This window comes from Arcobacter sp. ISO1, assembly GCF_058105185.1.
This window is the reverse complement of record NZ_CM176573.1, coordinates 2,950,615-2,975,218: the sequence shown is the minus strand read 5'-3', so window position 1 is coordinate 2,975,218 and position 24,604 is coordinate 2,950,615. Positions and strand designations below refer to the sequence as shown.

At 27.8% G+C, this 24,604-nt stretch carries 26 protein-coding genes; 10 read left to right on the top strand and 16 right to left on the bottom strand.

Annotated features, from left to right (window positions below):
• Positions 1 to 24 precede the first annotated feature (24 nt).
• The 14 genes from AC2TY9_RS14785 to AC2TY9_RS14720 all read right to left on the bottom strand — a co-directional run bounded on the left by AC2TY9_RS14785 (position 25) and on the right by AC2TY9_RS14720 (position 12,584).
• A complete protein-coding gene (locus AC2TY9_RS14785) occupies positions 25 to 1,170 on the bottom strand; it encodes an MFS transporter (protein ID WP_489778289.1) in 1,146 nt (381 codons plus the stop codon).
• 57 nt (positions 1,171 to 1,227) lie between these two features.
• The gene (locus AC2TY9_RS14780; protein ID WP_489778288.1) at positions 1,228 to 1,575 is read right to left on the bottom strand and encodes a metal-sulfur cluster assembly factor; all 348 of its coding nucleotides are present in this window, start codon (positions 1,573 to 1,575) and stop codon (positions 1,228 to 1,230) included.
• 17 nt (positions 1,576 to 1,592) lie between these two features.
• Positions 1,593 to 1,997 (bottom strand): SufE family protein, encoded by a 405-nt coding sequence (locus tag AC2TY9_RS14775; protein ID WP_489778286.1) that lies wholly within the window; start codon positions 1,995 to 1,997, stop codon positions 1,593 to 1,595.
• Between the two features lie 12 nt (positions 1,998 to 2,009).
• Positions 2,010 to 3,191, bottom strand: a complete 1,182-nt coding sequence (locus tag AC2TY9_RS14770; protein WP_489778285.1) for an aminotransferase class V-fold PLP-dependent enzyme — start codon at positions 3,189 to 3,191, stop codon at positions 2,010 to 2,012.
• 2 nt (positions 3,192 to 3,193) lie between these two features.
• Complete coding sequence (locus AC2TY9_RS14765) at positions 3,194 to 4,021, bottom strand: SufB/SufD family protein (protein WP_489778284.1); 828 nt, start codon at positions 4,019 to 4,021, stop codon at positions 3,194 to 3,196.
• Positions 4,008 to 4,835: a Fe-S cluster assembly ATPase SufC gene (gene sufC / locus AC2TY9_RS14760; protein WP_489778283.1), complete on the bottom strand. Its 828-nt coding sequence runs from the start codon at positions 4,833 to 4,835 to the stop codon at positions 4,008 to 4,010. The genes AC2TY9_RS14765 and sufC overlap by 14 nt, the downstream gene beginning before the upstream one ends.
• A 51-nt stretch (positions 4,836 to 4,886) precedes the next feature.
• Entirely contained in the window at positions 4,887 to 6,323 is a 1,437-nt protein-coding gene (gene sufB, locus AC2TY9_RS14755; protein WP_489778282.1) for a Fe-S cluster assembly protein SufB, read from the bottom strand.
• A gap of 200 nt (positions 6,324 to 6,523) precedes the next feature.
• Positions 6,524 to 7,450 carry a c-type cytochrome gene (locus AC2TY9_RS14750; RefSeq protein ID WP_489778281.1) on the bottom strand — a complete coding sequence of 309 codons (927 nt, stop codon included), beginning with the start codon at positions 7,448 to 7,450 and terminating at the stop codon, positions 6,524 to 6,526.
• A gap of 84 nt (positions 7,451 to 7,534) precedes the next feature.
• Entirely contained in the window at positions 7,535 to 8,668 is a 1,134-nt protein-coding gene (locus tag AC2TY9_RS14745; protein ID WP_489778280.1) for a sensor histidine kinase, read from the bottom strand.
• Complete coding sequence (locus AC2TY9_RS14740) at positions 8,649 to 9,317, bottom strand: response regulator transcription factor (protein WP_489778279.1); 669 nt, start codon at positions 9,315 to 9,317, stop codon at positions 8,649 to 8,651. Before AC2TY9_RS14740 ends, AC2TY9_RS14745 begins: the two co-directional genes overlap by 20 nt.
• Entirely contained in the window at positions 9,314 to 10,198 is an 885-nt protein-coding gene (locus AC2TY9_RS14735) for a cache domain-containing protein (protein WP_489778278.1), read from the bottom strand. The genes AC2TY9_RS14740 and AC2TY9_RS14735 overlap by 4 nt, the downstream gene beginning before the upstream one ends.
• Before the next feature lie 71 nt (positions 10,199 to 10,269).
• Positions 10,270 to 10,968, bottom strand: coding sequence for a class I SAM-dependent methyltransferase (locus AC2TY9_RS14730; protein ID WP_489778277.1), 699 nt, complete (start codon positions 10,966 to 10,968; stop codon positions 10,270 to 10,272).
• On the bottom strand, positions 10,965 to 11,633 hold the full coding sequence (locus tag AC2TY9_RS14725; protein WP_489778276.1) for an amino acid ABC transporter permease: 669 nt from the start codon (positions 11,631 to 11,633) through the stop codon (positions 10,965 to 10,967). Before AC2TY9_RS14725 ends, AC2TY9_RS14730 begins: the two co-directional genes overlap by 4 nt.
• Before the next feature lie 132 nt (positions 11,634 to 11,765).
• Entirely contained in the window at positions 11,766 to 12,584 is an 819-nt protein-coding gene (locus AC2TY9_RS14720) for a transporter substrate-binding domain-containing protein (RefSeq protein ID WP_489778275.1), read from the bottom strand.
• Between the two features lie 157 nt (positions 12,585 to 12,741).
• On the opposite strand from AC2TY9_RS14720, the gene AC2TY9_RS14715 reads away from it, so the two are divergent.
• The 7 genes from AC2TY9_RS14715 to argH all read left to right on the top strand — a co-directional run bounded on the left by AC2TY9_RS14715 (position 12,742) and on the right by argH (position 20,636).
• Positions 12,742 to 13,503: an ABC transporter permease gene (locus tag AC2TY9_RS14715; RefSeq protein WP_489778274.1), complete on the top strand. Its 762-nt coding sequence runs from the start codon at positions 12,742 to 12,744 to the stop codon at positions 13,501 to 13,503.
• A gap of 11 nt (positions 13,504 to 13,514) precedes the next feature.
• Positions 13,515 to 14,429 (top strand): MlaD family protein, encoded by a 915-nt coding sequence (locus AC2TY9_RS14710; RefSeq protein WP_489778273.1) that lies wholly within the window; start codon positions 13,515 to 13,517, stop codon positions 14,427 to 14,429.
• On the top strand, positions 14,429 to 15,079 hold the full coding sequence (locus tag AC2TY9_RS14705) for a hypothetical protein (RefSeq protein ID WP_489778272.1): 651 nt from the start codon (positions 14,429 to 14,431) through the stop codon (positions 15,077 to 15,079). The genes AC2TY9_RS14710 and AC2TY9_RS14705 overlap by 1 nt, the downstream gene beginning before the upstream one ends.
• Before the next feature lie 133 nt (positions 15,080 to 15,212).
• The gene (locus tag AC2TY9_RS14700; RefSeq protein ID WP_489778271.1) at positions 15,213 to 16,409 is read left to right on the top strand and encodes a NifS family cysteine desulfurase; all 1,197 of its coding nucleotides are present in this window, start codon (positions 15,213 to 15,215) and stop codon (positions 16,407 to 16,409) included.
• A gap of 23 nt (positions 16,410 to 16,432) precedes the next feature.
• Positions 16,433 to 17,413, top strand: coding sequence for an iron-sulfur cluster assembly scaffold protein (locus AC2TY9_RS14695; RefSeq protein ID WP_489778270.1), 981 nt, complete (start codon positions 16,433 to 16,435; stop codon positions 17,411 to 17,413).
• Between the two features lie 156 nt (positions 17,414 to 17,569).
• Positions 17,570 to 19,150, top strand: a complete 1,581-nt coding sequence (locus AC2TY9_RS14690; RefSeq protein WP_489778269.1) for a methyl-accepting chemotaxis protein — start codon at positions 17,570 to 17,572, stop codon at positions 19,148 to 19,150.
• A gap of 103 nt (positions 19,151 to 19,253) precedes the next feature.
• On the top strand, positions 19,254 to 20,636 hold the full coding sequence (gene argH, locus AC2TY9_RS14685) for an argininosuccinate lyase (protein WP_489778268.1): 1,383 nt from the start codon (positions 19,254 to 19,256) through the stop codon (positions 20,634 to 20,636).
• 57 nt (positions 20,637 to 20,693) lie between these two features.
• Here argH and AC2TY9_RS14680 read toward each other — a convergent pair whose 3' ends face one another.
• On the bottom strand, positions 20,694 to 21,593 hold the full coding sequence (locus tag AC2TY9_RS14680; RefSeq protein ID WP_489778267.1) for a chemotaxis protein CheV: 900 nt from the start codon (positions 21,591 to 21,593) through the stop codon (positions 20,694 to 20,696).
• A 70-nt stretch (positions 21,594 to 21,663) separates the two neighbouring features.
• Entirely contained in the window at positions 21,664 to 22,314 is a 651-nt protein-coding gene (locus tag AC2TY9_RS14675) for a tRNA threonylcarbamoyladenosine dehydratase (RefSeq protein ID WP_489778266.1), read from the bottom strand.
• A gap of 84 nt (positions 22,315 to 22,398) precedes the next feature.
• Here AC2TY9_RS14675 and greA point away from each other — a divergent pair, with 84 nt between their 5' ends.
• From greA to AC2TY9_RS14660, 3 genes are all read left to right on the top strand, one after another.
• A complete protein-coding gene (gene greA / locus AC2TY9_RS14670) occupies positions 22,399 to 22,884 on the top strand; it encodes a transcription elongation factor GreA (RefSeq protein ID WP_489778265.1) in 486 nt (161 codons plus the stop codon).
• Positions 22,884 to 23,888, top strand: coding sequence for an N-acetyl-gamma-glutamyl-phosphate reductase (gene argC, locus AC2TY9_RS14665; protein ID WP_489778264.1), 1,005 nt, complete (start codon positions 22,884 to 22,886; stop codon positions 23,886 to 23,888). Before greA ends, argC begins: the two co-directional genes overlap by 1 nt.
• 70 nt (positions 23,889 to 23,958) lie before the next feature.
• A complete protein-coding gene (locus AC2TY9_RS14660) occupies positions 23,959 to 24,573 on the top strand; it encodes a UDP-2,3-diacylglucosamine diphosphatase (RefSeq protein WP_489778263.1) in 615 nt (204 codons plus the stop codon).
• Positions 24,574 to 24,604 lie beyond the last annotated feature (31 nt).

Sequence of the window (24,604 nt, the reverse complement as noted above, 5' to 3'; positions counted from 1 at the left end):
TAATTTTCTTTTTATTTAGATATTTTAGTTAAATGCTTTAAATCTATTTCTATTAAAGAACACAAATAAAAATGCAAAAACTAATAATCCTAAAAACATGTAAATTGTAAAATCCCATCCGAGTTTTGCATAAACAATTGAAGGTATGATAGAACCAACTGCCCCACCTAAATAGTAAAAGCTTAGATACATTCCTGATGTTAAAGCTTTTTGTGAAGTTTTTAAAGAGTTTGCAATTCTAGTTGAAAGGGTATGAATAGTAAACATCCCAATACAAAATAAGAAAACCAATGAAAATAAAAATAAAGGGTTAGTTGATAAGAACATACTTGTTGAGACTATAAATAAAAGTATTCCAGCCATAATTGCACGTAATTCTTTTTTAAAAAAGTTTACAATTTTATGTATAAATAAAGATATTAATATACCCATTCCATAACCTAAGTATAAAAGTCCAACTTGTGTTTCACTAACATTTGGGTCAAGTTCTTTTACTCTAAAAGGAAGGATATTTAAAAGCCCTGCAAAAACAAAAAAGATAATAAACATTTGTAAATAGATTATTACAAACCTTTTGTCTTTTAAGATATTTACAATATCTTGAAGTTTTGGTTTAACTAAATTAGCGTCATCTTCAAAATTTAGTGATTTGATAAAAAAAAGTCCAATTAATAAGGCCAAAGACAATGAAAAGAAAACTACTCTCCAGCCAAACTCTTCTGCTATAAATCCTGAAAAGACTCTTCCTACTAATCCACCAAAAACAGTTGCAGCAACATAAATTGACATATTTAATTTTGTGTTTTCTTTATCTTTTGCAAGTATTGCCATACATCCAGTTAAAATTGCAGGAATTACAATTGCTTCAATAGTTCTTATTGTTAAAAAAAGTTCATAATTATTCACAAAACCTAAAATTAGATTTGTTATAAGAAGTATTGAAGAGGCGATTATAAGTACAGTTTTTATTTTGACTGATTCAAGAATATATCCATAAAAAATTGGTGATATTGCTAAAAAAAGCATTATTACAGCTGTAAAAGATGATGCTTTTACTATAGATATATCAAACTCATTTGATAAAAGTGGTTGTAAAGGTTGTGTTGCATACATAACTGATAGGAGTATTGTTATAGTATATATAATTATAAAAAGTTGTTTTTTCTTCATTAAATAACTATAACAATATTTTCCTAAAAGTGTATATTAAATTTTTAAGTAGTTATTTTAAAAAACTGCTGCGCCACTTGCTCCCATAACTTCTTTTGCATCATCACTCATCATACTAGGATCCCATGGCGGATCAAAGGTAAGTTTAACATAGGCTTCATCAATTAAGTCAACCCCTGATGTTGCATATCTTACTTGTTCAACAAGTGATTCTGCAACTGGACATGCAGGTGAAGTTAGTGTCATCTCTACATTTGCATATAAATAGTTTCCATTTTCTTCAAATGTAACACTATATATTAATCCTAGATCATAAATATTTGCTGGAATCTCTGGGTCATAAATATTTCTATATCTTTCTTCTAATTCTTCTTTTAATTTTTTTTCTAATTCTTCATTTAACATATTAAGTCCTCTTATATTTAAGAGTTTGCATACTCTTTTATCTTTTTTATCATACCAATTACACCACTTTGTCTGTTAGGTGTAATAACTTCACTAAGACCTAATTCATAAACTATGTCCATATCTACATCTTTTAATGTTTGTTTTTCAAGCCCTGAAAAGATCTCTAAAATTATGTAAATTAAGCCTTTTACAATAATTGCATCGGAAGTACCTTTAAAATAAAGTTTTCCATCTCTTTCTTCACATACAAGCCATACTTGAGAAGTACATCCATGAACTATATTTGAAGCAGTTTTATACTCATCTTCAAGGGGTTCTAGCTTTTTCCCTAGGTCTATAATATATTCATATTTTTGTAGTTCATCTTCAAAAAAATCTAAATCTTCTTTTATACTTTCAACTTTATTTTCAATACTCATAGATATTATCCTTTACTCTAACATACTCAAAGCTCTTTTCAAGCTTTCTATTAATTTGTCCACATCTTTATATTCATTATAAAATGCAAGGGAAACTCTAATTGTCCCTTTTATTCCAAGTTTATTCATAACAGGTTGTGCACAGTGGTGTCCAACTCTTACTGCAACACCCATTTTATCAAGTAGTATTCCTATGTCATCATGGGAAATATTTTCAAAATTAAAACTTCTACTTGCAATTGAGTTTTCAATATTATTATAAAAGATTATGTTAGGAAGTTCTCTCAATTTTAAATCTAAGTATTGATATACATCTTTTTCTATAGTTTGTATATTTACATATCCCACTTGACTGATAAATTTTAATGCCTCACCAAAACCAATAACTCCAGCTATATTTTGAGTTCCAGCCTCAAACTTATAAGGACTTGGTAAAAGTGTGGAACTAGCATAATCAACTTTATCAATTGTGGCTCCACCTGTTTGATAAGGATCAAACTCTTCTAAAAACTTTTCTTTTATAAATAAAGCACCAACTCCTGTTGGTCCAAATGATTTATGTCCAGATATTGCAAAAAAATCTACATCTAAAACTTGAACATCTATACTTGTATGTGTTAAACTTTGTGCCCCATCTATTAAAATAACACTATCATATTTATGTGTTAAGTCAATGATTCTTCTGATATCATGAATTACTCCAAAAGCATTTGAAATGTGAGTAATTGATACAAATGATTTAGGGTTATCTTCTAAAAGCTTTTCAAAATGAACAAAATCAAAGTTTAAATTATCATCACAATTTACAACTTCTAAACCATCACCTAAAGTTCTTCCTTGCATATGCCATGGAACAATATTTGAGTGATGTTCTAAGCTAGAAATAATAACTGTTTTAAATTTTTTTGCATATGAAGAAGCAATAAAATTTATTGATTCAGTTACTCCTTTGGTAAATATAATCTCCTCTTTTGATGAAGCATTTATAAACTCTTTTAAAATTTTTCTGCTCTCTTCATAGTTAGTAGTAGCTTTATTTGCATCACCAAAAGAGCTTCTATGAGTATTTGCACAATACTTTTCATAATATTCAACTTGAGAGTCAATTACACGTTTTGGCTTTTGTGTGGTTGCTCCATTGTCTAAATAAACTGTTTGTGAGTTAGTAAAAAATGGAAAATCTTTTTTAAACACAACTAACTCCTTTTTTGATTTTTAATAAACTCTTTTATTTTTATATCTTCAATTTTATCGTAAATTTTATTCTCTACAGCTTTTAATAACATATCCCTTGCATTTTCTTTTGAGATACCTCTAGCTTGTAGATAAAACATCTGTTCTTCATCTAAACTACCCGTTGTAGCACCATGTGCAGCTTCTAGTTCATCAATATTAATCTCTAAATGTGGCTGCGCAAAAATCACAGCATCTTCACTTAACAGTAAAGTTTCAGAGTTTTGAAATACTTTAGAGTTTAAAGCTTTTTCATTTACAATTGATTTTGCATCAAATGTTGCTTTTACCTTATCACTTAATAAATGTTTATAGGCAATATTACTAAATGAATTTGGTGCATTATGTATAGTTCTAAAAATAGATTTAGAATCACTATCATTGTAAATCTTTACTAAACCATTTACATTGAAGCTTGCATTCTCACTATCTAGAGGTGTTTCATAAGTACTTTTTGTAGAACCTTCACCAAACTCTAGGTTAATCATATTTATCTTACTTTCCTCACCTAAGTTAATTTTATAATTAAAATCAACTACACTTTTTTTATCTAAGGTTTGGTATTTTAAATATTCTAAACTTGCACCATCTTCAATAATCAATTCTCTTTCATATTCTCCAATAGAATTTCCACCAGAGAATATTTCAATTATTGATGCTTTTATTCCCTTTTTTAGTTTTATCCTAATTTTATTATGACCCTCTTTTTTCAAATCATATGAGATAACAAGAGGTTCTATTGTATTTTTATCAATTAAAAGTTCTTCGTTTTTCAAATTAATTAGCTTCATCTTTTATCCCTATTGCTTCATAACCATTTGCGTCTAATTCAAGTGCAAGGTTATAATCTCCTGTTTTAACGATTTTCCCATCATGCATAATATGTACAAAATCAGGTTTAATAGCAGATAATAGTTTGTCATAGTGTGTAATCATTAAAAGTGATTTAGTTTTATCTTTTAATAAATCATTTACCACTGTTGCAACTGTTTTAACAGCATCCACATCAAGTCCTGAATCAATCTCATCAAGCATAATTAAATCTGGTTTTAATAAAAGAAGTTGAACTAATTCATTTCTTTTTTTCTCACCACCAGAAAAACCATCATTTAAATCTCTTTGTAATAGTTTTCTATCTATATCAAATTTTCCAAGTTCTTCTTTTGTAAACTTTAGAAAATCCATTGCATCAAGTTCATCTTCACCTTGATGTTTTCTTTTTTCATTTACTGCTGTTTTTAGAAAATAGCTATTATTCACTCCTGGAACTTCAACAGGGTTTTGAAAGCTTAGAAATATTCCCTCTTTTGCTCTTTCACTTACGTCTAGTTCCATCAAATCTTTATCTTTATAAACCATTTTCCCATCAACAACTTCACAATCATAATGATCACTTAGTGTTTTTACAAGTGTAGATTTACCTGCACCATTTTGTCCCATTAGAACATGAACTTCACCTGGGTTTATTTCTAAATCTAAACCTTTTAAAATCTCTTTTTCATTTATATTAACTTTTAAATCATTTACTTTTAACATTATATATTCCTTTAAAAATGTTCCATTTTTCAAGGGAACCTTATCTTTAATAACTTCTTTTAACGGCATGGCAAAGCCATACCTAAAGAAGCAAATTCTAAAGGAGACAACGAGTTGTCTCTAACCAACGCTTCCTTCAAGTGATATACTTAATAATTCTTTAGCTTCTGCTGCAAACTCCATTGGTAACTCTTTTAAAACCTCTTTACAAAAACCATTTACAATCATTGCAATGGCATCTTCTTCATCTATCCCTCTTTGTTGTAAATAAAACAATTGCTCATCAGAAATTTTTGATGTTGTTGCCTCATGCTCTATTTTTGCACTAGGGTTTTTTATCTCATGATATGGATAGGTATGAGCTTTAGAAGTATTTCCAATTAGAAGTGAATCACACTCACTAATATTTCTAGCATTTTTTGCTTTTTTACCAACTCTTACTAATCCTCTATAGGCATTTACACCTTTCATGGCTGAAATACCCTTTGAGATAATTGTTGATTTTGTATTTTCACCTAAGTGAATCATTTTAGTTCCAGTATCTGCTTGTTGAGCATGACTTGAAATTGCAACAGAATAAAATTCACCAACAGAATTTTTACCTTTTAAAACACATGATGGGTATTTCCAAGTTACAAGAGAACCTGTTTCAACTTGAGTCCAAGAGATTTTTGAATTCTCACCTTGGCATAAACCTCTTTTTGTAACAAAGTTTAAAATACCACCTTGACCATCATCATTACCTGGATACCAGTTTTGGATAGTTGAGTACTTAATTTGTGCATTGTCAAGTGCCACAAGTTCAACTACAGCTGCATGAAGTTGTCTTTCATCCCTTTGTGGAGCTGAACAACCTTCATTGTATGAAACATATGAACCTTCATCACAAATAATAAGTGTTCTTTCAAACTGACCTGTGTTTAATGCATTTATTCTAAAATATGTTGATAGTTCCATTGGACATCTAGTATTTGGTGGAATATATACAAAACTTCCATCTGTGAATACTGCACTATTTAATGCTGCAAAATAATTATCACCTGTACTTACAACTGATGCTAAATATTTTTTTAAAATTTCTGGATGATTATGTGCTGCTTCAGAAATAGAACAAAATATAATTCCTAGTTTTTCAAGTTCATCTTGAAAAGTAGTTTTTACTGAAACAGAGTCAAATACTGCATCAACTGCAACACCTGCAAGCATTTTTTGCTCTTCAAGTGGAATACCAAGTTTTTCATATGTTTTTAAAATCTCAGGGTCTACTTCATCTAAACTATCAAGAGCTTTTTTTGGCGCAGAATAGTATGAAATATCATTATAATCAATTTGAGGGTATCTCAAATTTGCCCAACTAGGCTCTTCCATTTTTTGCCATCTTTTATAAGCTTTTAATCTAAATTCTAATAGCCACTCTGGCTCATTCTTCTTTTTTGATATTGCTTTTATTACATTTTCATTTAATCCAACTGGAAATGTATCACTTTCAATTAGTGTTTCAAATCCAAGTTTATATTCTTTTTTTAATAAATCTTTTATTTGGCTATTGTCGCTCATATCGACTCCTTTTTAAAATAGGACAAAATTTGTCTTATTTGTATAATGTAAATTTAACATATGTTCATTAAAAGAAAATTAAGAGATTTAACTAAGTTTAAAAGATTAAGATTTTGTTTGGAAATATAGAAAGAAAATGTTGTTATATAATTTTGTTAGTTATTATGTCTTTCAAGGGCAAATACCCCTGAAAGATTTGATTATTTACCAGTTTTGATTTTTTGTAAATCAAGTCCTAAAGCTTTAAAATTGCTTTCTACTGTGTGCTTTTCTTCTAACACTACTGAGTTATAGTATCCCATCTCTTCTTTTGGTAATAACATTTTTTGAAGGTTAAATGGTGCTCTTTCTTGTGCATCTATAAATAGAACTACATCCGCAACTTCTTGGTCTGTTAAACTTCCACCTTGTCCTAATGGCATATTTGATCTAACCCATGAAGCAGCTTTATCAAGTTTACTCATACCAGCTCCTGTATTGTAACTTAACCATTTTCCATTTGCATCTTTTCCCCATAATGGAGGAAATACTGCTACTCCTTCTCCATTTTGTCCATGACATGAAGCACATTTTTTAGCATACACATCTTTACCAGCCAAATAGTTTTTATGTGTTGCTTTTTTCTGAATTGCTTTAAAGTGTTTTACACCTTTTGGATATAGTTTTGTATTATGAGTACTCCATGGACCTTTTTCGTTCATTTTAAGAGGAGTTCCTTCTGATAACCAAGTAATATAAGCTGCGATAGCCATACTAGCTTTAGAATCTACAATAAGTCTTTTACCATTCATACTTCTCATAAAACAGTTATTTGATCTATCTTGTAAAGATTGAACTGTTTTTTCTCTTTTTGACCAAGCAGGAAATGCTGCAGCTGTACCAACCCAACTAGAAATACCTTTTCCTGTTCCAACTTTTCCATCAGGACCTTTTAAGTGACAACTTTTACATTGTAGTTTATTCCCTACAAAGTCTTTTGTTAGAGGATGTGTATCTGTATTATTTACAATATCCTCACCTAATTTTACAAGTTTTCCAACTTCACCTGCTGGATAATTTTTTGGTGCTAACATTTCAGTTGCAAACGAAATTGTTGCCAAAAGTAGTATAGAAATTAAAAATTTCATTTTTCTTCTCCTTTTAATTTTTTAAATGTTAACAATTGAATATAAATTAAAAGTTGGTTTCTAGAAAGTTATTTTAAGAAAATATTAAGAAAATATGTATGTGAAGTTTGTACCTGAGTTTAGTTTGGTCTTTATATCTATTTGTATGTGATTTTTGTCGCAAATATTTTTAACGATATTAAGTCCAATGCCAAAACCACCTTGAATAGTCTCTTCTCTATGGTATCTATGGAATATTTTTGATGTATCTTTTATCCCTTTACCAAAATCTTCTACGCTAAAAAGCGTTTGCTCTTTTGTATTTTTTCTTAATGATATATTTATTTGTGATGATTCATTGGAATATTTTATAGCATTAGAAATTGTATTATCAATTACTCTTTGAAGTTCAATTCTGTTTATATTAACATTTATATTATCATCAATATTCTCATTTATTGAAATCTTTTTTGAGTAGGCAAGACCTTTAAATATATTAATTCGTTGTTTTAAAAATATAGAAAAATCTAAGTTTTCTTTTGTGTATGAAACTATATCTTGCTTCATAAGATATTCTATATCTTCATAGGTTAGTTGTAGATTTTTAACTGCATTTAGTGATCTTTTTACTTCCTTTGATTCTTCATATTTTTCTTCAAGTAATTCTAGATTTAATTGTAGTATTCCAAGTGGAGTTTTAAGTTCATGCATAGCATCATTGAAAAATCTATCTAAGTATTTATTGGCTTTTTTGTATGGTGTAACAGTTTGTTTTAGTATTAAGTAAGCACTTATAAATGTAAATAATCCAACACTTAAAACTAAGATTGATATTTTTAGATATATTTCACTTAGATTTAGTTTTTTACTTATTATTAGTGTTTTTGCTTTTAATCTATTTTTGTTGAGTGTTAATTTTTTTGTAATATAGTTTTTATCATTTGAAATTTCTTTATTTGAAGATGCATATATGAGTTTGTTATCAATGTTATAGATATATGCATTTATATTAAAAGATTTTGGAAAATAAAAAATATCATTTTTAGAGTTTGTAAAATCATATATAGCTCTTTGTATATTTAAACCATACTGTTTTACAAGGTTTTCTTGATTGAGTTCATAGTTTTTTATTTCACTTTTTGTATAAAAATATGTAGGTATAAAAATTAGTATGATGATAACTAAAGCATAGGCAATAGATAGTTTTATTAGATGGTTTTTATTTACAAGTTCTTTCAATTTTATAACCTATACCCCTTTTTGTTTCGATAAAATCTTTTGAGGTTTTATCTCTGATGTTTTTTATAAATACTCTAATATCAGCCTCATTCATATATTTCCCATCCCATATCTCTTCTCTTAATTGATTTATACTTACAAAAGAGTTTTTACAACTTATTAGCAAAAAAACTATATCTTCCTCTTTTTTTGTAAAATTGATTTTTTCTTCATCTTTAAAAAGTTGTTTATTTAAAATATCATAAAAGAAGTGATCTTTTATCTTTATTTTTTTATGGTTAGTATTAAAATAAAATGTTTTTATTAGTTGTTCTATACGATACTTTAACTCTTTTGGTGAAAAAGGTTTTTTTATATAATCATTACAACCTAACTCATACCCCATACTAAGATTGTTTATATCAGTTAGTGAAGTTATAAATATAACTGGAATATCATTATTATCTTTTCTTAAAGCTTTTACTATCTCATAACCATTTATTCCAGGGACTCTAATATCTAAAATTAGTAGTTGATAGCTTTTTTCAAAAATTGCATCATAAGCTTCATCCCCATTGTCAAAATCATCAACTTCATAATTTAGTGTTTCAAGATACTCTTTAATACTATTTTTATAGTCATAATCATCTTCTAGTAAAAGTATTTTCATTCTATTAATACTCCTTCACTTTTGATTAATTTGTTTTTTTCATAGGATTTATTAATCTTTATAGCGTCATTATTTGCTAAAGAGATTATAATATATCCTAGTTTTTCCCTTTTAAATGAATATATAGAAAAATATGAAAATGCCTTGTTTTCATTTGTAAAATATCCATAATCATTTAGTTGATTTAAAACTTCACCTTCTAAAGGTTCTATCTCTTTATTTTTATCATTTACTAAAGTATATTGACCTATTTTTGTATTTCCTTTTAGAGTATCTGCTATATTTAGAAACTTATTATTTAAAAGAATATATGTATCTAATCCCTCTTTTTTTAATTCTTGTTCTAAATACTCAAATCCAATAATAACCTCAATTGAGCCAATTATCTCATTGTTTTCAAGTAAAGGGGAGATAGCTTTTATATTTAATCTTTTCCCTAATTCTATTGAAACAATAGGTTTTTTATCTTTGTGTGCTTTTACAATACCATGTCGAAAACTTTGAAGGGGAACATCTTTTATGGATAGATTCCAACTTCTTATATAAGTGCTTAAATCTTTGTTATGAATTTGTACGTCGATTTGGCTGTTTTGTAGTTTTTTAAGAAGTTTAATTTTTCTATTAACAACTTCAAAACTTTTCTCTCTATTCTTTTGTTTAAAACTATCTATTAACTCTTTATCTTGAGCTAAAATTATTGAAAGAGATAAAGCATATCTTTTTTGTTCTTCGAAGAGATATCTTGTAGTTGTCATAGCATTTTCTAAATTGTTTATTAGATTGTTGCTTTTATTTATCAAAGTTAATTTATAAAATAAAATTGACAAGACTAGAGCAGTTATTGCAAGTAAAATAAATACTGTTTTATTTAATGTCTTCAAGTAGATATTCTCATTTTAATAGTTTGTGTGTTTAAGCCTTATTGTATCTTTTAAATACTTAATTAGGATATCTAAAAATTTGTTTTTTTATAAACAGCAAAATAGTGAGGAACACTTGGAATTTGTTTGTCATCATAAGCTAAAAAACTTTGTTCTTGTATATTATCAATTGTGATAAATTCATCAAGTTCAGATTTTGCAAGTGGTTTTGGGACTTCATCTTCTTTTTCCCCTTCTTTTCTACTTCTACATGAAACTAAAATATATCCATTTTTTGCAAGAAGTGAGCTCATTGAAACCCTTGCTTTTTTTCTATATTCATTTGGTAAAACTTGAATTGTATTACACTCATAAACTACATCAAAAGAATCAAACCATTCTTTTGGGTAATTAAATAAATCAGCAACTACATATTTGACATTTGAGTTTGGATATCTATTTTTGCAAAGTTCAATTGCTGTTTGTGAGATATCAAAGGCTGTAACTTCAAAACCAAAATCACTTAAAGCTTCAGCATCATCTCCAACACCACAACCAATAACACAAGCTTTTTTATTTGGTTTTTGAACTATTTTTTTCTTTAACCATTCAATTAAGAAAGGGCTTGGTTCTAAATCCGCCCAAAAAACTTTAGAAAAATCACCATTGGCACTTTGATAAATATAATCAAACCAATCTAAAACTTTGTCTTGTTCGTGGTATTCTTTTACCATTTGTTTATATTTTTCAAAATCAAACTGGTCTTTATGTAAAAAATTTAGTTCTTTCATTTTTTTATATTTGCCTCTAATCTGTTTGTATAGTATGAAATAGGGTAGGTTAAAAGTAAATAACCAATTGCTAAAGGGATATAACTTTCCAAAGTTGAATAAGTATATGCATTAACTTCTTGGGCATTCATTGTAAATTCACTAATTGAGATAATTGATAAAAGAGATGAATCTTTTATAATACTTGCAAATTGTCCTGTTAAGGCTGGTAACATTCTTCTAAATGCTTGAGGGAAAATTATATATCTATACATTTGATAATTTGTCATTCCAAGACTCAAAGCCGTTTCATATTGTTCAAAATCAACTGATTCTATTGCACCTCTTATAATTTCACTTACATAAGCTCCTGCAAAAAGTGCTAAAATAACAGTTCCAACAATATATCTATTATCAAAACCTAGATTATTTGCAAACACATAAAAGAATATTAAAATTTGAACTAAAAGTGGAGTTCCACGAATCAATTCTATATAAAATCTTGAAAAGAATCTAAGAATTATAATTTTAGAATTTTGTGCATAGGCAAAAAATAAACCAATTATAAAACTTAGAATTAAAGCAAAAAACGAGATTACAATGGTCATTAAAAAACCATCAATAAATTTTTGTCTATATTCGTATACACTATCCCAGTTAAAATTGTATGAAACATTTTTGAACATAAAATAAAATGTAATAAGTACTAATACAATAAGAAAAATAAAATTAAAAAAATAGACAAGCTTTGAAGTTTGTCTATTTTTTTTTAATCCTAATTCATGGATAAATAAATCTTTTAATTTGATAGCTTTTTCCTAGAAGAAAAATGGGATACCAAGTTCATCAAATGTTTTCTTAGCATCAGTTAAATATTTATTTGCAAAAGTATCAAATGTTCCATCTTCTTTTGCTTTTTTAATAAAGGCATTTACCTCTTCTTTTAGTGGATCGTTTTGTTTTAAAGCAACTCCCCAATACTCATAATCTTTTTGGAAAGATTGTAATAATGGAATTGTTGTATCCATGTTTTTTGCATAGTTTTTATAAATTGTTAATTGGTCATAAATAAATCCATCAGCTTTACCTTGAACAACTTCAAGAACACAAGCTGCTTCTTTATCAAAAACTAAAATTTCAGCATTTGGTAAATTGTCTTTTGCATAGATATGTCCAGTTGAACCTTTTTTTACTGCAACTTTTTTCCCTGTAACATTTAAATCATTTATTGAATTTATACCTGAGTTTTTATTTGCTAAAATTGCTAATGAAGATTGCGCATAAGGAATAGAAAAATCAATTGATTTTTTTCTTTCTTCTGTAATTGTCATAGAAGAGATTATTAAATCAACTTTTCCAGTTTTTAGTGATGGAATAAGTCCATCCCATGCAATATTTTCAATTACTACATCTCTTCCTAAATATTCACCCAAAGCTTTAGCAAAGTCAACTGAAACTCCAGAAGGGTTTCCATCTTTATCACTCATCTCAAAAGGTGGATAAGCTAATTCCATACCAACTTTTAAAACCTTTTTTTCTGGTTCCACTTGTGTTTTTACGTCCTCTTTTTTTTCACCACATCCCACTAAAAAAAGTGCTAAAATAGATGATAATACTACTAATAATAACTTCTTCATAGATTTCCTTTATAAAAAATATGACATTATTATTCCATAATAAACTTACTGTAAAATTAGATATAATTTTCATAAGTATAAAATTTATGTTATTTTTTGAATCTAGATTTAGTTAGAATTTGTAATAATTTTAAAATCCATAAGTAAAGAGTATATATTGTTTCTAAAACTTTTAGAAAATACTGGAGATAAAACAATCCTATCTTTTAAAGAGGGTTTTAGTTTTATTTTCTTTATATTTGAGTCTATTTTAAATATTCTAAACCCCTTTAGTTACAATAAAACTATGTTTAAAAATCTTATTTTAGAGATTTATGAAAGCAGTATAAAAAGATTTCTTTCTTTTTTATTTTTAGCTGTAGTATTAGGTTCTATTTTGATTTTAATTGCAATTATATTTGCAATGAAATTTAATTTGGTTGAACAAATTGGAGTTATACTAATCTCTTTTATAGTGAATGAATTCTCCCCAATATTTACAACTTTATTTTTTATTATTGTTTATGGATTAAGTATACAAGAGAAAATAAGATTTGAGAATTTAGAAGATAAGAAAGATATTCTTAATTTGTATAATGCAAAACTTATTAATTGCATTTTTTTAGTACCCTTAATCTCTTTTTTGTTTGCAACTTTGATGATTTTAAGTGCTTGTGTTGTTTCAATATTTTTTTTAGATTTAAATCTAGAAACATATAAAAATATGATTATAAACTCAATTACTTTAGAAAACATATTTATATTGCTTATCAAATCTTCAATATCAAGTTTTTTAACAATGTTAGTACCAATATTTTATGCAAATAAGTTAAGAGCTTATAACAAAAATATAAATGTAGCTTCTAGTTTAAAAATTTTTATTATAATGTTAATAATACTTTTAAGTATTGAATTAGCATCAATTTTGATTGTCTATTAAGGTTAAAATCTATGGAACACAACAAAACTAAAGTTAGAGTTGGAATATTTGTATTTATTTTATTTTTAAATTTTATTGCAGCAATTGTTTATATTGTTTTAGAAAAAGGTCTTTTAGAAAAAAGATATTCTTATACTTTTAATACATATAGTGCAGAGTCATTTTTTGTTGGTATGCCAATAAAAGTTTCTGGGTTTACAATTGGGAAATTAGATTCAATTGAACTACTAGATAATGGAACTGTAGATTTTGTTTTTAGTGTTAATAAAAAAAATCAAAAATGGATTAGCAAAGGAAGTCTATTGATGCTAAAAAAACCATTATTAGGTTCTTCTCATATTATTCTTTATTCAGCTATTGGAAATTCAATTTTACAAGATGGTTCAAAATTAGATGTGATTATTAGCAATGATATTGATGATTTAGTTTTAAAATTAGACCCAGTAGTCGCAAAATTAGAAAATATAGTAAATTCAGTTGATAAAATTACAACATATTTGGCAAAAGATGATTCAGAGTTGATGAAAATTGTTAAAAATATAGAACAATTCACATCACTTTTAATTGAAAATAAATCTTTACTAACGACTATAACTGGAAATGAAAAAGCAACAAATTCTTTAATAAATAGTATGGAAAAGTTACCAAAATTGATGAATAATATTAATAAAATAAGTTCTAATGTTGATAAAGAAATTATTCCAGAAGTTACAAAGTTTATAAAAGAATTGAGTGAAATTGCAAGGGATATTGAAAATAAATTACAAAAACTAGATGGTGTTGTTAACTCAGTTGGTTCTTATGATAAAGATTTATTACAAATAAAAGATGGAATTAAAACAGGTATATTAAAATCAAATGAGATTATTGAAAAAGTTGATAACCTTTTTCAAAGTCAAACAGATAAAAAGGTTATTTTACCATGATGTTTAAAACTTTTATTTTTTTTAGTATTTTGATTGTTTTTGCTGGATGTTCTTTCAAAACTACACCAAACCAATGGGAATATGATAGTGCAAAGGCTTATAAATCTTATACAAAAAACTTTTTAACAAATAAACAAACTCTTGCAAAAAGTGATTTAGAAAAAGCAATTGATTATGCAAAACAAAGTGCAAATTTAAATCAACTTGCAAAAATATATTTAGGTAAATGTGCATTAGATATTAGTGTTGGTAACAATTCAACTTGTGAAGATTATCAAGATGTTAAAAGATTAATAGACAATAAAAAATTAGATGTATATTTTTCAATGCTTCAAAAAAAACTTAAAAAAGAAGATTTGAAATTTTTGCCAAAACAGTATGAAAAGTTTTATCAATATTACTTAGATGAAAAGATTGTTAAGTCATTTGATTATATGTTTGGTGCTGAAAACATCACTTCTTTATTTATAGTTTCTAGTTTACATAAAGATAAATTATCTAAAATACAAATTAACAAACTTATTGACAAAGCCTCATTTTACGGTTACAAAAGGGTGGTTCTTTTTTGGTTAAACAATTTATATGAAAAAGAAAAAAATGAAATAAAAAAAGATTTGATTTTAGAAAAAATCAATATCTTAAATTCTTAGAAAAAGCTAATTTATTTAATTAAGACAATTTTTATCCTATTTAAAATATAATGTCGCCAATTTAATCAAAATCAAACGATTTTTATGGAATAGTTCTTGCATAGAAATCTTTAAAAGAAAAATAGGAAAACGTATGGAAGTATATTTAGACAACAATGCGACAACAAAGGTAGATCCAGAAGTATTTAAAGCAATGGAACCATTTTTTTGTCACATTTACGGAAACCCAAATTCATTACATAAGTTTGGAGCTGGAACACACCCAAAAATGATTGAAGCTTTAAACTATTTATATGAAGGTATTAATGCAGCTGATGACGATGATATTATTATTACTGGAAATGCAACAGAAAGTAATAACACAGTTATCAAAGGTATTTGGGTTGATAAAATATTAAATGGAAACAAAAACCACATAATTACTTCAGAGGTTGAACACCCAGCAATAACTGCAGCCTGTAAGTTTTTAGAAACTCAAGGTGTAAGTGTAACTTATTTACCAGTTAACGAAGAGGGTGTTTTAGAAGCATCTTCTGTAAAAGATTACATTAGAGAAGATACTGCTTTAGTATCAATTATGTGGGCTAATAATGAAACTGGTAAACTTTTCCCAATTAAAGAGATAGGAGCTATTTGTAAAGAAGCAGGTATTCCTTTCCATACTGATGCAACTCAAGCAATTGGTAAAGTTCCCGTTGATGTTCAAGAGTGTAATGTAAACTATTTATCGTTTTCAGCACACAAATTTCATGGACCAAAAGGTGTTGGTGGATTATATGTTCAAGATGGCTTTGCTTTAACTCCATTATTACATGGTGGTGAACAAATGGGTGGACATAGAGCTGGAACTGTTGATGTAGCTTCAATGATTGGTATGGGTGTTGCAATGAAACTAGCAACTTCTCCAATGGCTTTAGCTTATGAAGAAAACCATGTTAGAAAATTAAGAGACAAATTAGAAGATGCAATCTTAGAAATTCCTGAAACAATTGTAATTGGTGGAAAAGAAAATAGAACTCCAAATACAACTTTAATCTCAATTAGAGGTGTTGAAGGTGAATCAATGTTATGGGATATGAATCAAAAAACAATTGGTGCTTCTACTGGTTCAGCATGTGCCTCTGAAGATTTGGAAGCAAATCCTGTTATGAATGCTTTTGGTAGTGACAGTGAGTTAGCTCATACAGGTGTAAGATTCTCATTAAGTAGATTTAATACAGAAGAAGAGATTAATTATGCAATTGATGTGATTAAAAATGCAATACATAGATTAAGAACAATTTCAAGTTCATATGCATATACACCAAAAGATCACGTATCACAATTATAAGAAAAAAGATAAGGAAATAAAAAATGGCTAAAAATGATTTAATTACCGGTTCAATTTGGGATGAATACTCAAATCAAGTTATTAGAAGAATGGATGACCCAAGTCATCAAGGTGAAATTACTGAAGAAGAAGCAAAAGAGATGGGTGGAAAACTAATCGTTGCTGACTTTGGTGCAGAATCATGTGGAGATGCAGTAAGACTTTACTGGTGTGTAAACCCAGAAACTGATGTGATTTTAGATTCTAAATTTAAATCTTTTGGTTGTGGTACAGCTATTGCTTCATCTGATGCTATGGCAGAACTTTGTGTTGGAAAAAAAGTTCAAGATGCAGTAAAAATCACAAATATTGATGTTGAAAAAGCACTTAGAGACCATCCAGATGTTCCTGCAGTTCCACCACAAAAAATGCACTGTTCAGTTATGGCATATGATGTTATTAAAAAAGCAGCTGGAACTTATCTTGATGTTGATATGGAAACTTTTGAAGAAGAGCAAATTATTTGTGAATGTGCAAGGGTAACATTAGGTACTTTACAAGAAGTTATCAGAATTAATGACCTTAAAACAGTTGAAGAAGTTACAGATTTTACAAAAGCTGGAGCATTTTGTAAATCATGTATTAAACCAGGTGGACATGAAGAAAAAGATATCTATTTAGTAGATATTTTATCTGATGTTAGAGCACAAATGGAACAAGAAAAACTAAAAGAAGCTGCTGACACTACTGAATCTGGAGAAAACTCTTTTGATAAAATGACTATTGTTCAAAGAATTAAAGTTATTGACAATATCCTAGATAGCGATATTAGACCAATGCTAATGATGGATGGTGGTAATATGGAAATTATCGATATTAAAGATAATGTGCCTCACTACGATTTATATATTAGATATTTAGGTGCATGTAATGGTTGTGCATCTGGAGATACTGGTACATTATATGCTATTGAATCAGTACTTAAACAAAAAGTTGATGAGAATATTAGAGTATTACCAATTTAATAATAAAACAATAAAATAATATTTAAAAAGCCCATATAATGATATATGGGCTTTTTTTTTATATAAATATACATCTTTTTGCTACTAAAATAAATAATTTAAGATAAAATCTATATAATATTATAGATAGTATGAAAATAATTTTAGGAGAAACGTATGTTCGGTTTTGGCAAAAATGAAGAAGAGGCTGCACGATTAGTTGCAATGGAAGAAAATTATGGAATTATTTCTTTCAAACCAGATGGGACAATTATTCATGCAAATGATAATTTTCTAAATACTTTAGGTTACAATTTATCAGAGGTAGTTGGAAAACATCATAGAATATTTTGTAACAGTACTTATGTGAATTCATCAGAATATGAGACTTTTTGGAAAGATTTAAATAGTGGAAAATCAAATATTGATGAATTTGAAAGAATTAAAAAAGATGGAACTTCAGCTTGGATTCAAGCTTCATATACACCAGTAAAAGATAAAAGTGGGAAAGTAACAAGGGTTGTTAAATTTGCTCAAGATATTACTTCTTCTAAAATGGTTATTGATTCAGTTAACAAAGCAATTGATTTAGCAAAAACTGGAATTTTTAAGCAACAAATAAATAAAACAACTGATAATGAAGGTGTAGAAGAGCTTAAAAATGGAGTAAATGATTTATTTAATATTGTATCATCAAAAATTGATGGTGATTTAAACAATGTATCCTCTGCCTTAGCAAGTTATCAAAGCCTAGATTTTACCCATAAAATTTCGGGAAATGAGATTGGTGAGACAGCAAAAGGTTTAAATTCTTTAGCAGATGAGATTAGTAAAATGCTTTTGGAAAATAAAATAAATGGTTTAACCCTAGATGAAAGTTCGAATATTTTACTTAAAAATGTAGATTCATTAAATGTTAATTCAAATGAAGCAGCAGCTTCTTTGGAGGAAACTGCAGCAGCATTAGAAGAAATTACTAGTAATATCTCATCAAATACGCAAAATATTGTAAATATGTCAGGTTTTGCTAATCAAGTAACTACATCAGCTAATGAAGGTAAAGACTTAGCATTTCAAACTACAAATGCTATGACAGATATTGATAATGAGGTAAACGCAATTAATGAAGCAATTACAGTAATTGACCAAATTGCTTTCCAAACAAATATTTTATCTTTAAATGCAGCAGTAGAAGCAGCAACAGCAGGGGAAGCTGGAAAAGGATTTGCAGTTGTTGCCCAAGAGGTTAGAAACCTTGCAAGTAGATCTGCAGAAGCTGCTAAAGAGATTAAAAATTTAGTTGAAAATGCAACAAACAAAGCTAATAATGGTAAATTAATCTCAGATAAAATGATTAAAGGTTATAATGAATTAAATGATAATATCACAAAAACTATTGAACTAATTTCTGATATTGAGGGTGCTTCAAAAGAGCAATTATCTGGAATTGAACAAATAAATGTTGCCATTAATAGTCTTGACCAACAAACTCAATTAAATGCTTCAATTGCAAATGAAGCCCATGATGTAGCGGTCCAAACTGATGAGATTGCTAAATTAATTGTAATAAATGCAGATGAAAAACAATTTGATGGTAAAGATAGTGCAAAAGCAAAAGCTATAAATAGAAAATCTTCTGCAGCAGCAGTTCAAAACTCTAACCAAGTTAATCAACCTAAACACGTTAAGCAAACTCAATCTAAACCTAATAAAATTGTTAGTAATCAACCAGATACAGACGAATGGGAAAGCTTCTAATAAACAAAAAATAATCTACTAAAACTTGCGTATTATATAGCTTTTGATATAATACGCAAAATCTATTTTTATAATACTACATTTACAAATTTAAGGACAATATATGTCAAATGACCAAATACTAAAAAATACTAATGCACAAATATTAGATGAGTTTAATGCTTCAATTATGTTTGACAAAGAGTTATATGCTCAAGATATAAAAGGTTCAATTGCACACTCGCAAATGTTATGTGAACAAGGGGTTCTTTCAAAAGAAGAACAAGAAGCAATAGAAAATGGTTTATTACAAGTAAAAAAAGAGATTGAATCAGGTAAATTTGAATTTACCCTTGAAACTGAAGATATTCATATGGCAGTTGAAAGTAGATTAACTGAAATAATTGGAGAACCAGGTAAAAAGCTTCATACCGCAAGGAGTAGAAATGATCAAGTTGCAACTGATTTTAGATTATATGTTCAAGATAAAAGTTTAAGTATAAAAGCTCAATTAAAAGAATTAATAAGAGTATTTGTGGAAGTAGCTAATAAACACACTACAACATTAATTCCAGGTATGACACACTTACAACATGCCCAACCTCTAAATTTTGGATATCATTTATTAGCTTATGCTAATATGTTTAAAAGAGATTATGAAAGATTTGAAAGTTCATATGAAAGAAACAACTATTCACCTCTTGGCTCTGCTGCATTAGCTGGAACTCCACATAATATAAATAGAGAATCTACATCACAAAAATTAGGTTTTAATTCTCCTACAACACATGCTATGGATACAGTTTCAGATAGAGATTTTGCCTTAGAGATTTTATTTAATATAAGTACTTCTATGATGCATATATCTAGAATTTCTGAAGAGTTAGTAACATGGTCATCATATGAGTTTCAGTTTGTAAGAATGAGTGATGAGTATGCTACAACAAGCTCAATAATGCCACAAAAGAAAAATCCTGATGTTCCAGAATTACTCAGAGGGAAAACAGGAAGAGTTTATGGAAATTTAATTTCACTTTTAACAGTTATGAAAGGCTTACCTTTAGCTTATAATAAAGACACTCAAGAAGATAAAGAGGGAGTTTTTGATTCAGTTAAAACAATTGAAATTTCACTTTCAATTTTAACTGAAGTTATTAGAACAATGATTGTAAATATAGATAAAATGGAGAATGCTTGTAAAATAGGGCATTTAACAGCAACAGATTTAGCAGACTTTTTAGTACAAAAACAAAATATGCCATTTAGAACAGCTTATTATATTACAAAAGATGTAGTTACAAAGGCAAACTCTTTAAATAAAGATATAAGTGAACTTACAATAGATGATATTAGAAGTTCGAGTGAAGAGTTAAAAGATGTAAGTGATGAACTTGTAATGTATTTAGATTTAAGAAACTCAATGAATGCAAGAAACTCTTTTGGTGGAACATCAACACTTCAAACTGTTGAACAAATTAAAGTTTTTGAAGAATGGTTAAATAATTAAGAAGTTTTAATATAAGAGGATAAAAATAGATGAAATTTCATCTATTTTTATTTTTTCTTATAAAAATTGTTTTGTAGCTGCATAAAGTGCTTGGATATCAGTTTTCCCAATAAATCCATCAACACCAATTTGATTCATTTTATTTCTAACAGCATCAGTTGTCATAGATGAATTAACTACAACAGGAATATGTGCATATTTATTACTTGATTTAATAAATGAGGCAACTTGAAAACCATCAGTTTCTGGCATCTCAATATCTGTAATAATTAAGGCAATATTATCACCTCCAACCTCTTCAACTCTTTCAATTAATTGGGCTCCATTTACATACATTTCAAAATTTATATTTGCTTTTTTGAAAAATTTAGTTAATACTTCTCTAGCAACTCCTGAATCTTCTGCTGCTAAAACTAATTTATCTGTTTTAAAAGGGGCATCAACATATTTATTTAAAGTATCTTCTCCATCATCTACCCAACCTAGGTCTTTTAGTAGTTGTTCGGCATTAAATACTGTACAAAGTTCATCTTTATTGTGAACTTTTACATATGTTGTATATGTAATCTTTGCATTTGTCTCTTCTGAATGTCTTAATTCATCTGTTGTTTTTTCAACGATATCTAACATATCTTTGATTAAAAAACCTACTTTTTTATGGTTGAATTCACAATATATAATCAATTTATATTCATTTGTCTCTAAATGTGGTAATCCAAGCCATGCATCTAAATTAATAAGTGTTACAGGTTCTCCTCTAATGGTTGCAATTCCTGCAATTACAGCTGTATCCTTTGGAGTATCGTTAATAGTACACTCTTCCGTGATAATAAAAGCTTTTACTTTTGCAATGTTAATTGCATAAATATTGTTGTGTCCAGTGTAAAAAACAGCTAATTGCTGTACATTTCTCAAGTGACCTTGAGTCATTTGCTCAACACTATTAATACCGTTCATGAAGACCCTTTTTTTGGTTTTATATAAATTATAATGCTTTTTTTCTTATACTTAACTTTAAAAAATTATTTTATTTGTTTTTGTTAATAATCTTTCTTATTGTAACAGATGTCATCATAAATCCAAAAGAACCTGTTACAGCTTCAAAACTTCCTTTTTCTAGGCATTTAGGGTCTTCGCTTGAAAAGACAACCTTGAACTTTCTTTTAAAACCTTGTTTTTTTAATTCATATCTTATTTTTTTTATAAATGGGTCATTATATGTATCCCAAATAGATTTATATTCAATTTTACTTGGATCTATTCTTTTTGCACTACCACTTGTACTAATAACTTTAGTGTAAAATTTTTTAATTAAATGTACTTTTGGTTTTACATCATCAATAGCATCTAAAATATAATCATATTGTGAAAAATCAAAATCATCAATCCATTCTGGAGTTATTTTTGCATGTATAGCAGTAATTTTTGGGTATTTTTCCTTTAGTGACTCCACTTTAATTCTTCCAATATTACCATGACTTCCAAGTTGTCTATTCATATTTGATTCTTCATAAGTGTCAAAATCTACAATTGTAATATCAGTAATTCCAGTATTATATAATGAATCTAAAGCAAAGCTTCCAACTCCACCAACACCTAATAAAATCAATTTAGTGTTTTGAAATTTTCTAAAATTTTCTTCCCCAAATAGTTTAAGGGTTCTGTCATATTGTTGCATATCTACTCTTTTGTACTTTTTATTTATTAAAATTTCGGTATTATATCCAATTAATCGAAATAAATTATTATATAGGAGGCGTTCATGGATAAAGAACCAATGACGCGAGTTGGATATGAAAAAATCACTTCTGAATTAGAGTTTTTAAAAAATACAGAAAGACCTGAAACTGTAATTGCTTTAGATGAAGCAAGACAATTGGGAGATTTAAAAGAGAACGCTGAATACCATGCCGCAAAAGAAAAACTTGCATTAATTGATGTACAAATTGCAGAACATGGAGCTATTATAAGTAAAGCTGTAATTATTGATCCAGAAACTTTACCTCACGATAGAGTAAGTTTTGGTTCAACTTTTAAGCTTCTAGATGTTAATACAGATGAAGAGTTTACCTATGCAATTGTTGGGGGAGTTGAATCAAATGCAGATAATGGTTTAATCTCATTTAACTCACCATTAGCAAAACAACTTTTAGGAAAAGAAGAAGGTGATGAAGTGGAAGCAACATTACCTGGGGGTAAAAAAACTTTTGAAATTTTAGATGTATATTATAAGGAGCTTGATTTATAATGAATGTAGCTATTATTGGAGCTAGTGGATATACTGGTTTAGAATTAATAAAAATTTTAATAAATCACCCAAAGTTTAATATTTCATATATTGCAAATTCTACAGGTGAAGAAAATGTTCAAGATCTACACCCTTGTTTAAAAGATGTTTTAAATGTTGAAGTTCAAAAAGCAGATGCAAAAGAAGTAGCAAAAGTAGCTGATTTAGCATTTTTAGCACTTCCTCATAAAACTGCAATGTTTTTTGCAAAAGAGTTATTAGATTTAGGTGTAAAAGTTGTTGATTTAAGTGCTGATTATAGACTTGAATTAGAAACATATGAAAAACACTATTGTCCCCATGAAGATAAAGAGCATATAAAAGATTCAGTTTATGGATTACCTGAGTATTATAGTGAAGATTTAAAAGATGCAAAACTTGTTGCAAATCCTGGTTGTTTCCCAACAGCTGCACTTTTAGCACTTTTACCTTTTATAGATTATATAGAAGAGGGCTCACAAATATTTATTGATGCAAAAACTGGTATGAGTGGAGCAGGAAAAGGTTTAAAAGAGATTACTCACTTTGGACACTTAAATGAAAACTCTCATGCTTACAATCCATTTAAACATAGACATATGCCAGAGATTGAAGAGAAAATTCAGAAGTTAACTAATAAAGAGTTTCAAATAAACTTTGTACCTCATTTATTACCAATTACAAGAGGTATGTTAGTATCTGTTTTTGCAACACTTAAAGATGAAATAGATGTTGAAAAAATCTTAAAAGATAGATATAACGATAGTGAATTTATTAGACTAAGAAGCACACCTGTTGATTTAAAATCAACGGCAGGAACAAATTTTTGTGATTTATTTGTAGCAAGAAATGGTAAGGCATTATTTATAAATTCTTCTATTGATAATCTATTAAGAGGTGCATCTTCTCAAGCCGTTGTTAACGCAAACTTAATTTGTGGTTTTGAAGAGTATGAGGGAATACCAAAAATAGCATATGTGCCTTAGTTTAAAAAAAGGGGCTATTTTTGTAGCCGATTCTCATTTTAGTGAAGTAAATATGGAGTTTTTATCTTTTTTGAAAAAATTGAAAAAAAAAGAGATAGAAACTTCTCAACTTTTTTTGATGGGTGATATGTTTGATTTTATTTCTGGTGAGAGTAGATATTTTGTGAAGATAAATCAAAAGCTTATTGATATTATTAATGAATTATCACAAGATATTGAGATTATTTATTTAGAGGGAAACCATGATTATAATCTTCAAAAACTTTTCCCGAATATAAAGGTTTATAAAAGAGAAGCTCAACCAATACTTGCAAGGTATGAAGAAAAAAATATAGCCCTTTCCCATGGAGATATTTATACTCCAAAAGCCTATGATATTTATTGTAAGCTTATTAGAAATCATTATTTACTTCTTTTTTTAAATTTAATTGATTTTAACTATTGGCTTTCTAAAAAGATTTATAATAAACTTATTAAAAAAAGTATTTGCTCAAAAATGAAAGATTTTGATTCCTTTGCCAAAAGAAGATTATCATATTATACTAGTGACATTGTAATAGAAGGGCATTTTCACCAAGGGAAATCCTATGAAGAAAAAAATAAATTTTATATAAATATTCCATCTTTATGCTGTGACAAGAAATACACAAAATTTGATGAAAAATTTATTATGACACAATTGTAACTTTGTTATTATAAAATCCGCAAATTTTTAA

Coding starts and splice junctions, on each gene's coding strand:
- AC2TY9_RS14740 (WP_489778279.1), bottom strand. CDS start 9,317: ATGAAAATACTTTTACTAGAAGATGATTATGACTATAAAAATAGTATT.
- AC2TY9_RS14725 (WP_489778276.1), bottom strand. CDS start 11,633: ATGTTCAAAAATGTTTCATACAATTTTAACTGGGATAGTGTATACGAA.
- argC (WP_489778264.1), top strand. CDS start 22,884: ATGAATGTAGCTATTATTGGAGCTAGTGGATATACTGGTTTAGAATTA.
- AC2TY9_RS14710 (WP_489778273.1), top strand. CDS start 13,515: ATGGAACACAACAAAACTAAAGTTAGAGTTGGAATATTTGTATTTATT.
- AC2TY9_RS14700 (WP_489778271.1), top strand. CDS start 15,213: ATGGAAGTATATTTAGACAACAATGCGACAACAAAGGTAGATCCAGAA.
- argH (WP_489778268.1), top strand. CDS start 19,254: ATGTCAAATGACCAAATACTAAAAAATACTAATGCACAAATATTAGAT.
- AC2TY9_RS14785 (WP_489778289.1), bottom strand. CDS start 1,170: ATGAAGAAAAAACAACTTTTTATAATTATATATACTATAACAATACTC.
- AC2TY9_RS14775 (WP_489778286.1), bottom strand. CDS start 1,997: ATGAGTATTGAAAATAAAGTTGAAAGTATAAAAGAAGATTTAGATTTT.
- AC2TY9_RS14780 (WP_489778288.1), bottom strand. CDS start 1,575: ATGTTAAATGAAGAATTAGAAAAAAAATTAAAAGAAGAATTAGAAGAA.
- greA (WP_489778265.1), top strand. CDS start 22,399: ATGGATAAAGAACCAATGACGCGAGTTGGATATGAAAAAATCACTTCT.
- AC2TY9_RS14765 (WP_489778284.1), bottom strand. CDS start 4,021: ATGAAGCTAATTAATTTGAAAAACGAAGAACTTTTAATTGATAAAAAT.
- AC2TY9_RS14690 (WP_489778269.1), top strand. CDS start 17,570: ATGTTCGGTTTTGGCAAAAATGAAGAAGAGGCTGCACGATTAGTTGCA.
- sufC (WP_489778283.1), bottom strand. CDS start 4,835: ATGCCGTTAAAAGAAGTTATTAAAGATAAGGTTCCCTTGAAAAATGGA.
- AC2TY9_RS14695 (WP_489778270.1), top strand. CDS start 16,433: ATGGCTAAAAATGATTTAATTACCGGTTCAATTTGGGATGAATACTCA.
- AC2TY9_RS14750 (WP_489778281.1), bottom strand. CDS start 7,450: ATGAAATTTTTAATTTCTATACTACTTTTGGCAACAATTTCGTTTGCA.
- AC2TY9_RS14730 (WP_489778277.1), bottom strand. CDS start 10,968: ATGAAAGAACTAAATTTTTTACATAAAGACCAGTTTGATTTTGAAAAA.
- AC2TY9_RS14720 (WP_489778275.1), bottom strand. CDS start 12,584: ATGAAGAAGTTATTATTAGTAGTATTATCATCTATTTTAGCACTTTTT.
- AC2TY9_RS14705 (WP_489778272.1), top strand. CDS start 14,429: ATGTTTAAAACTTTTATTTTTTTTAGTATTTTGATTGTTTTTGCTGGA.
- AC2TY9_RS14675 (WP_489778266.1), bottom strand. CDS start 22,314: ATGCAACAATATGACAGAACCCTTAAACTATTTGGGGAAGAAAATTTT.
- AC2TY9_RS14680 (WP_489778267.1), bottom strand. CDS start 21,593: ATGAACGGTATTAATAGTGTTGAGCAAATGACTCAAGGTCACTTGAGA.
- sufB (WP_489778282.1), bottom strand. CDS start 6,323: ATGAGCGACAATAGCCAAATAAAAGATTTATTAAAAAAAGAATATAAA.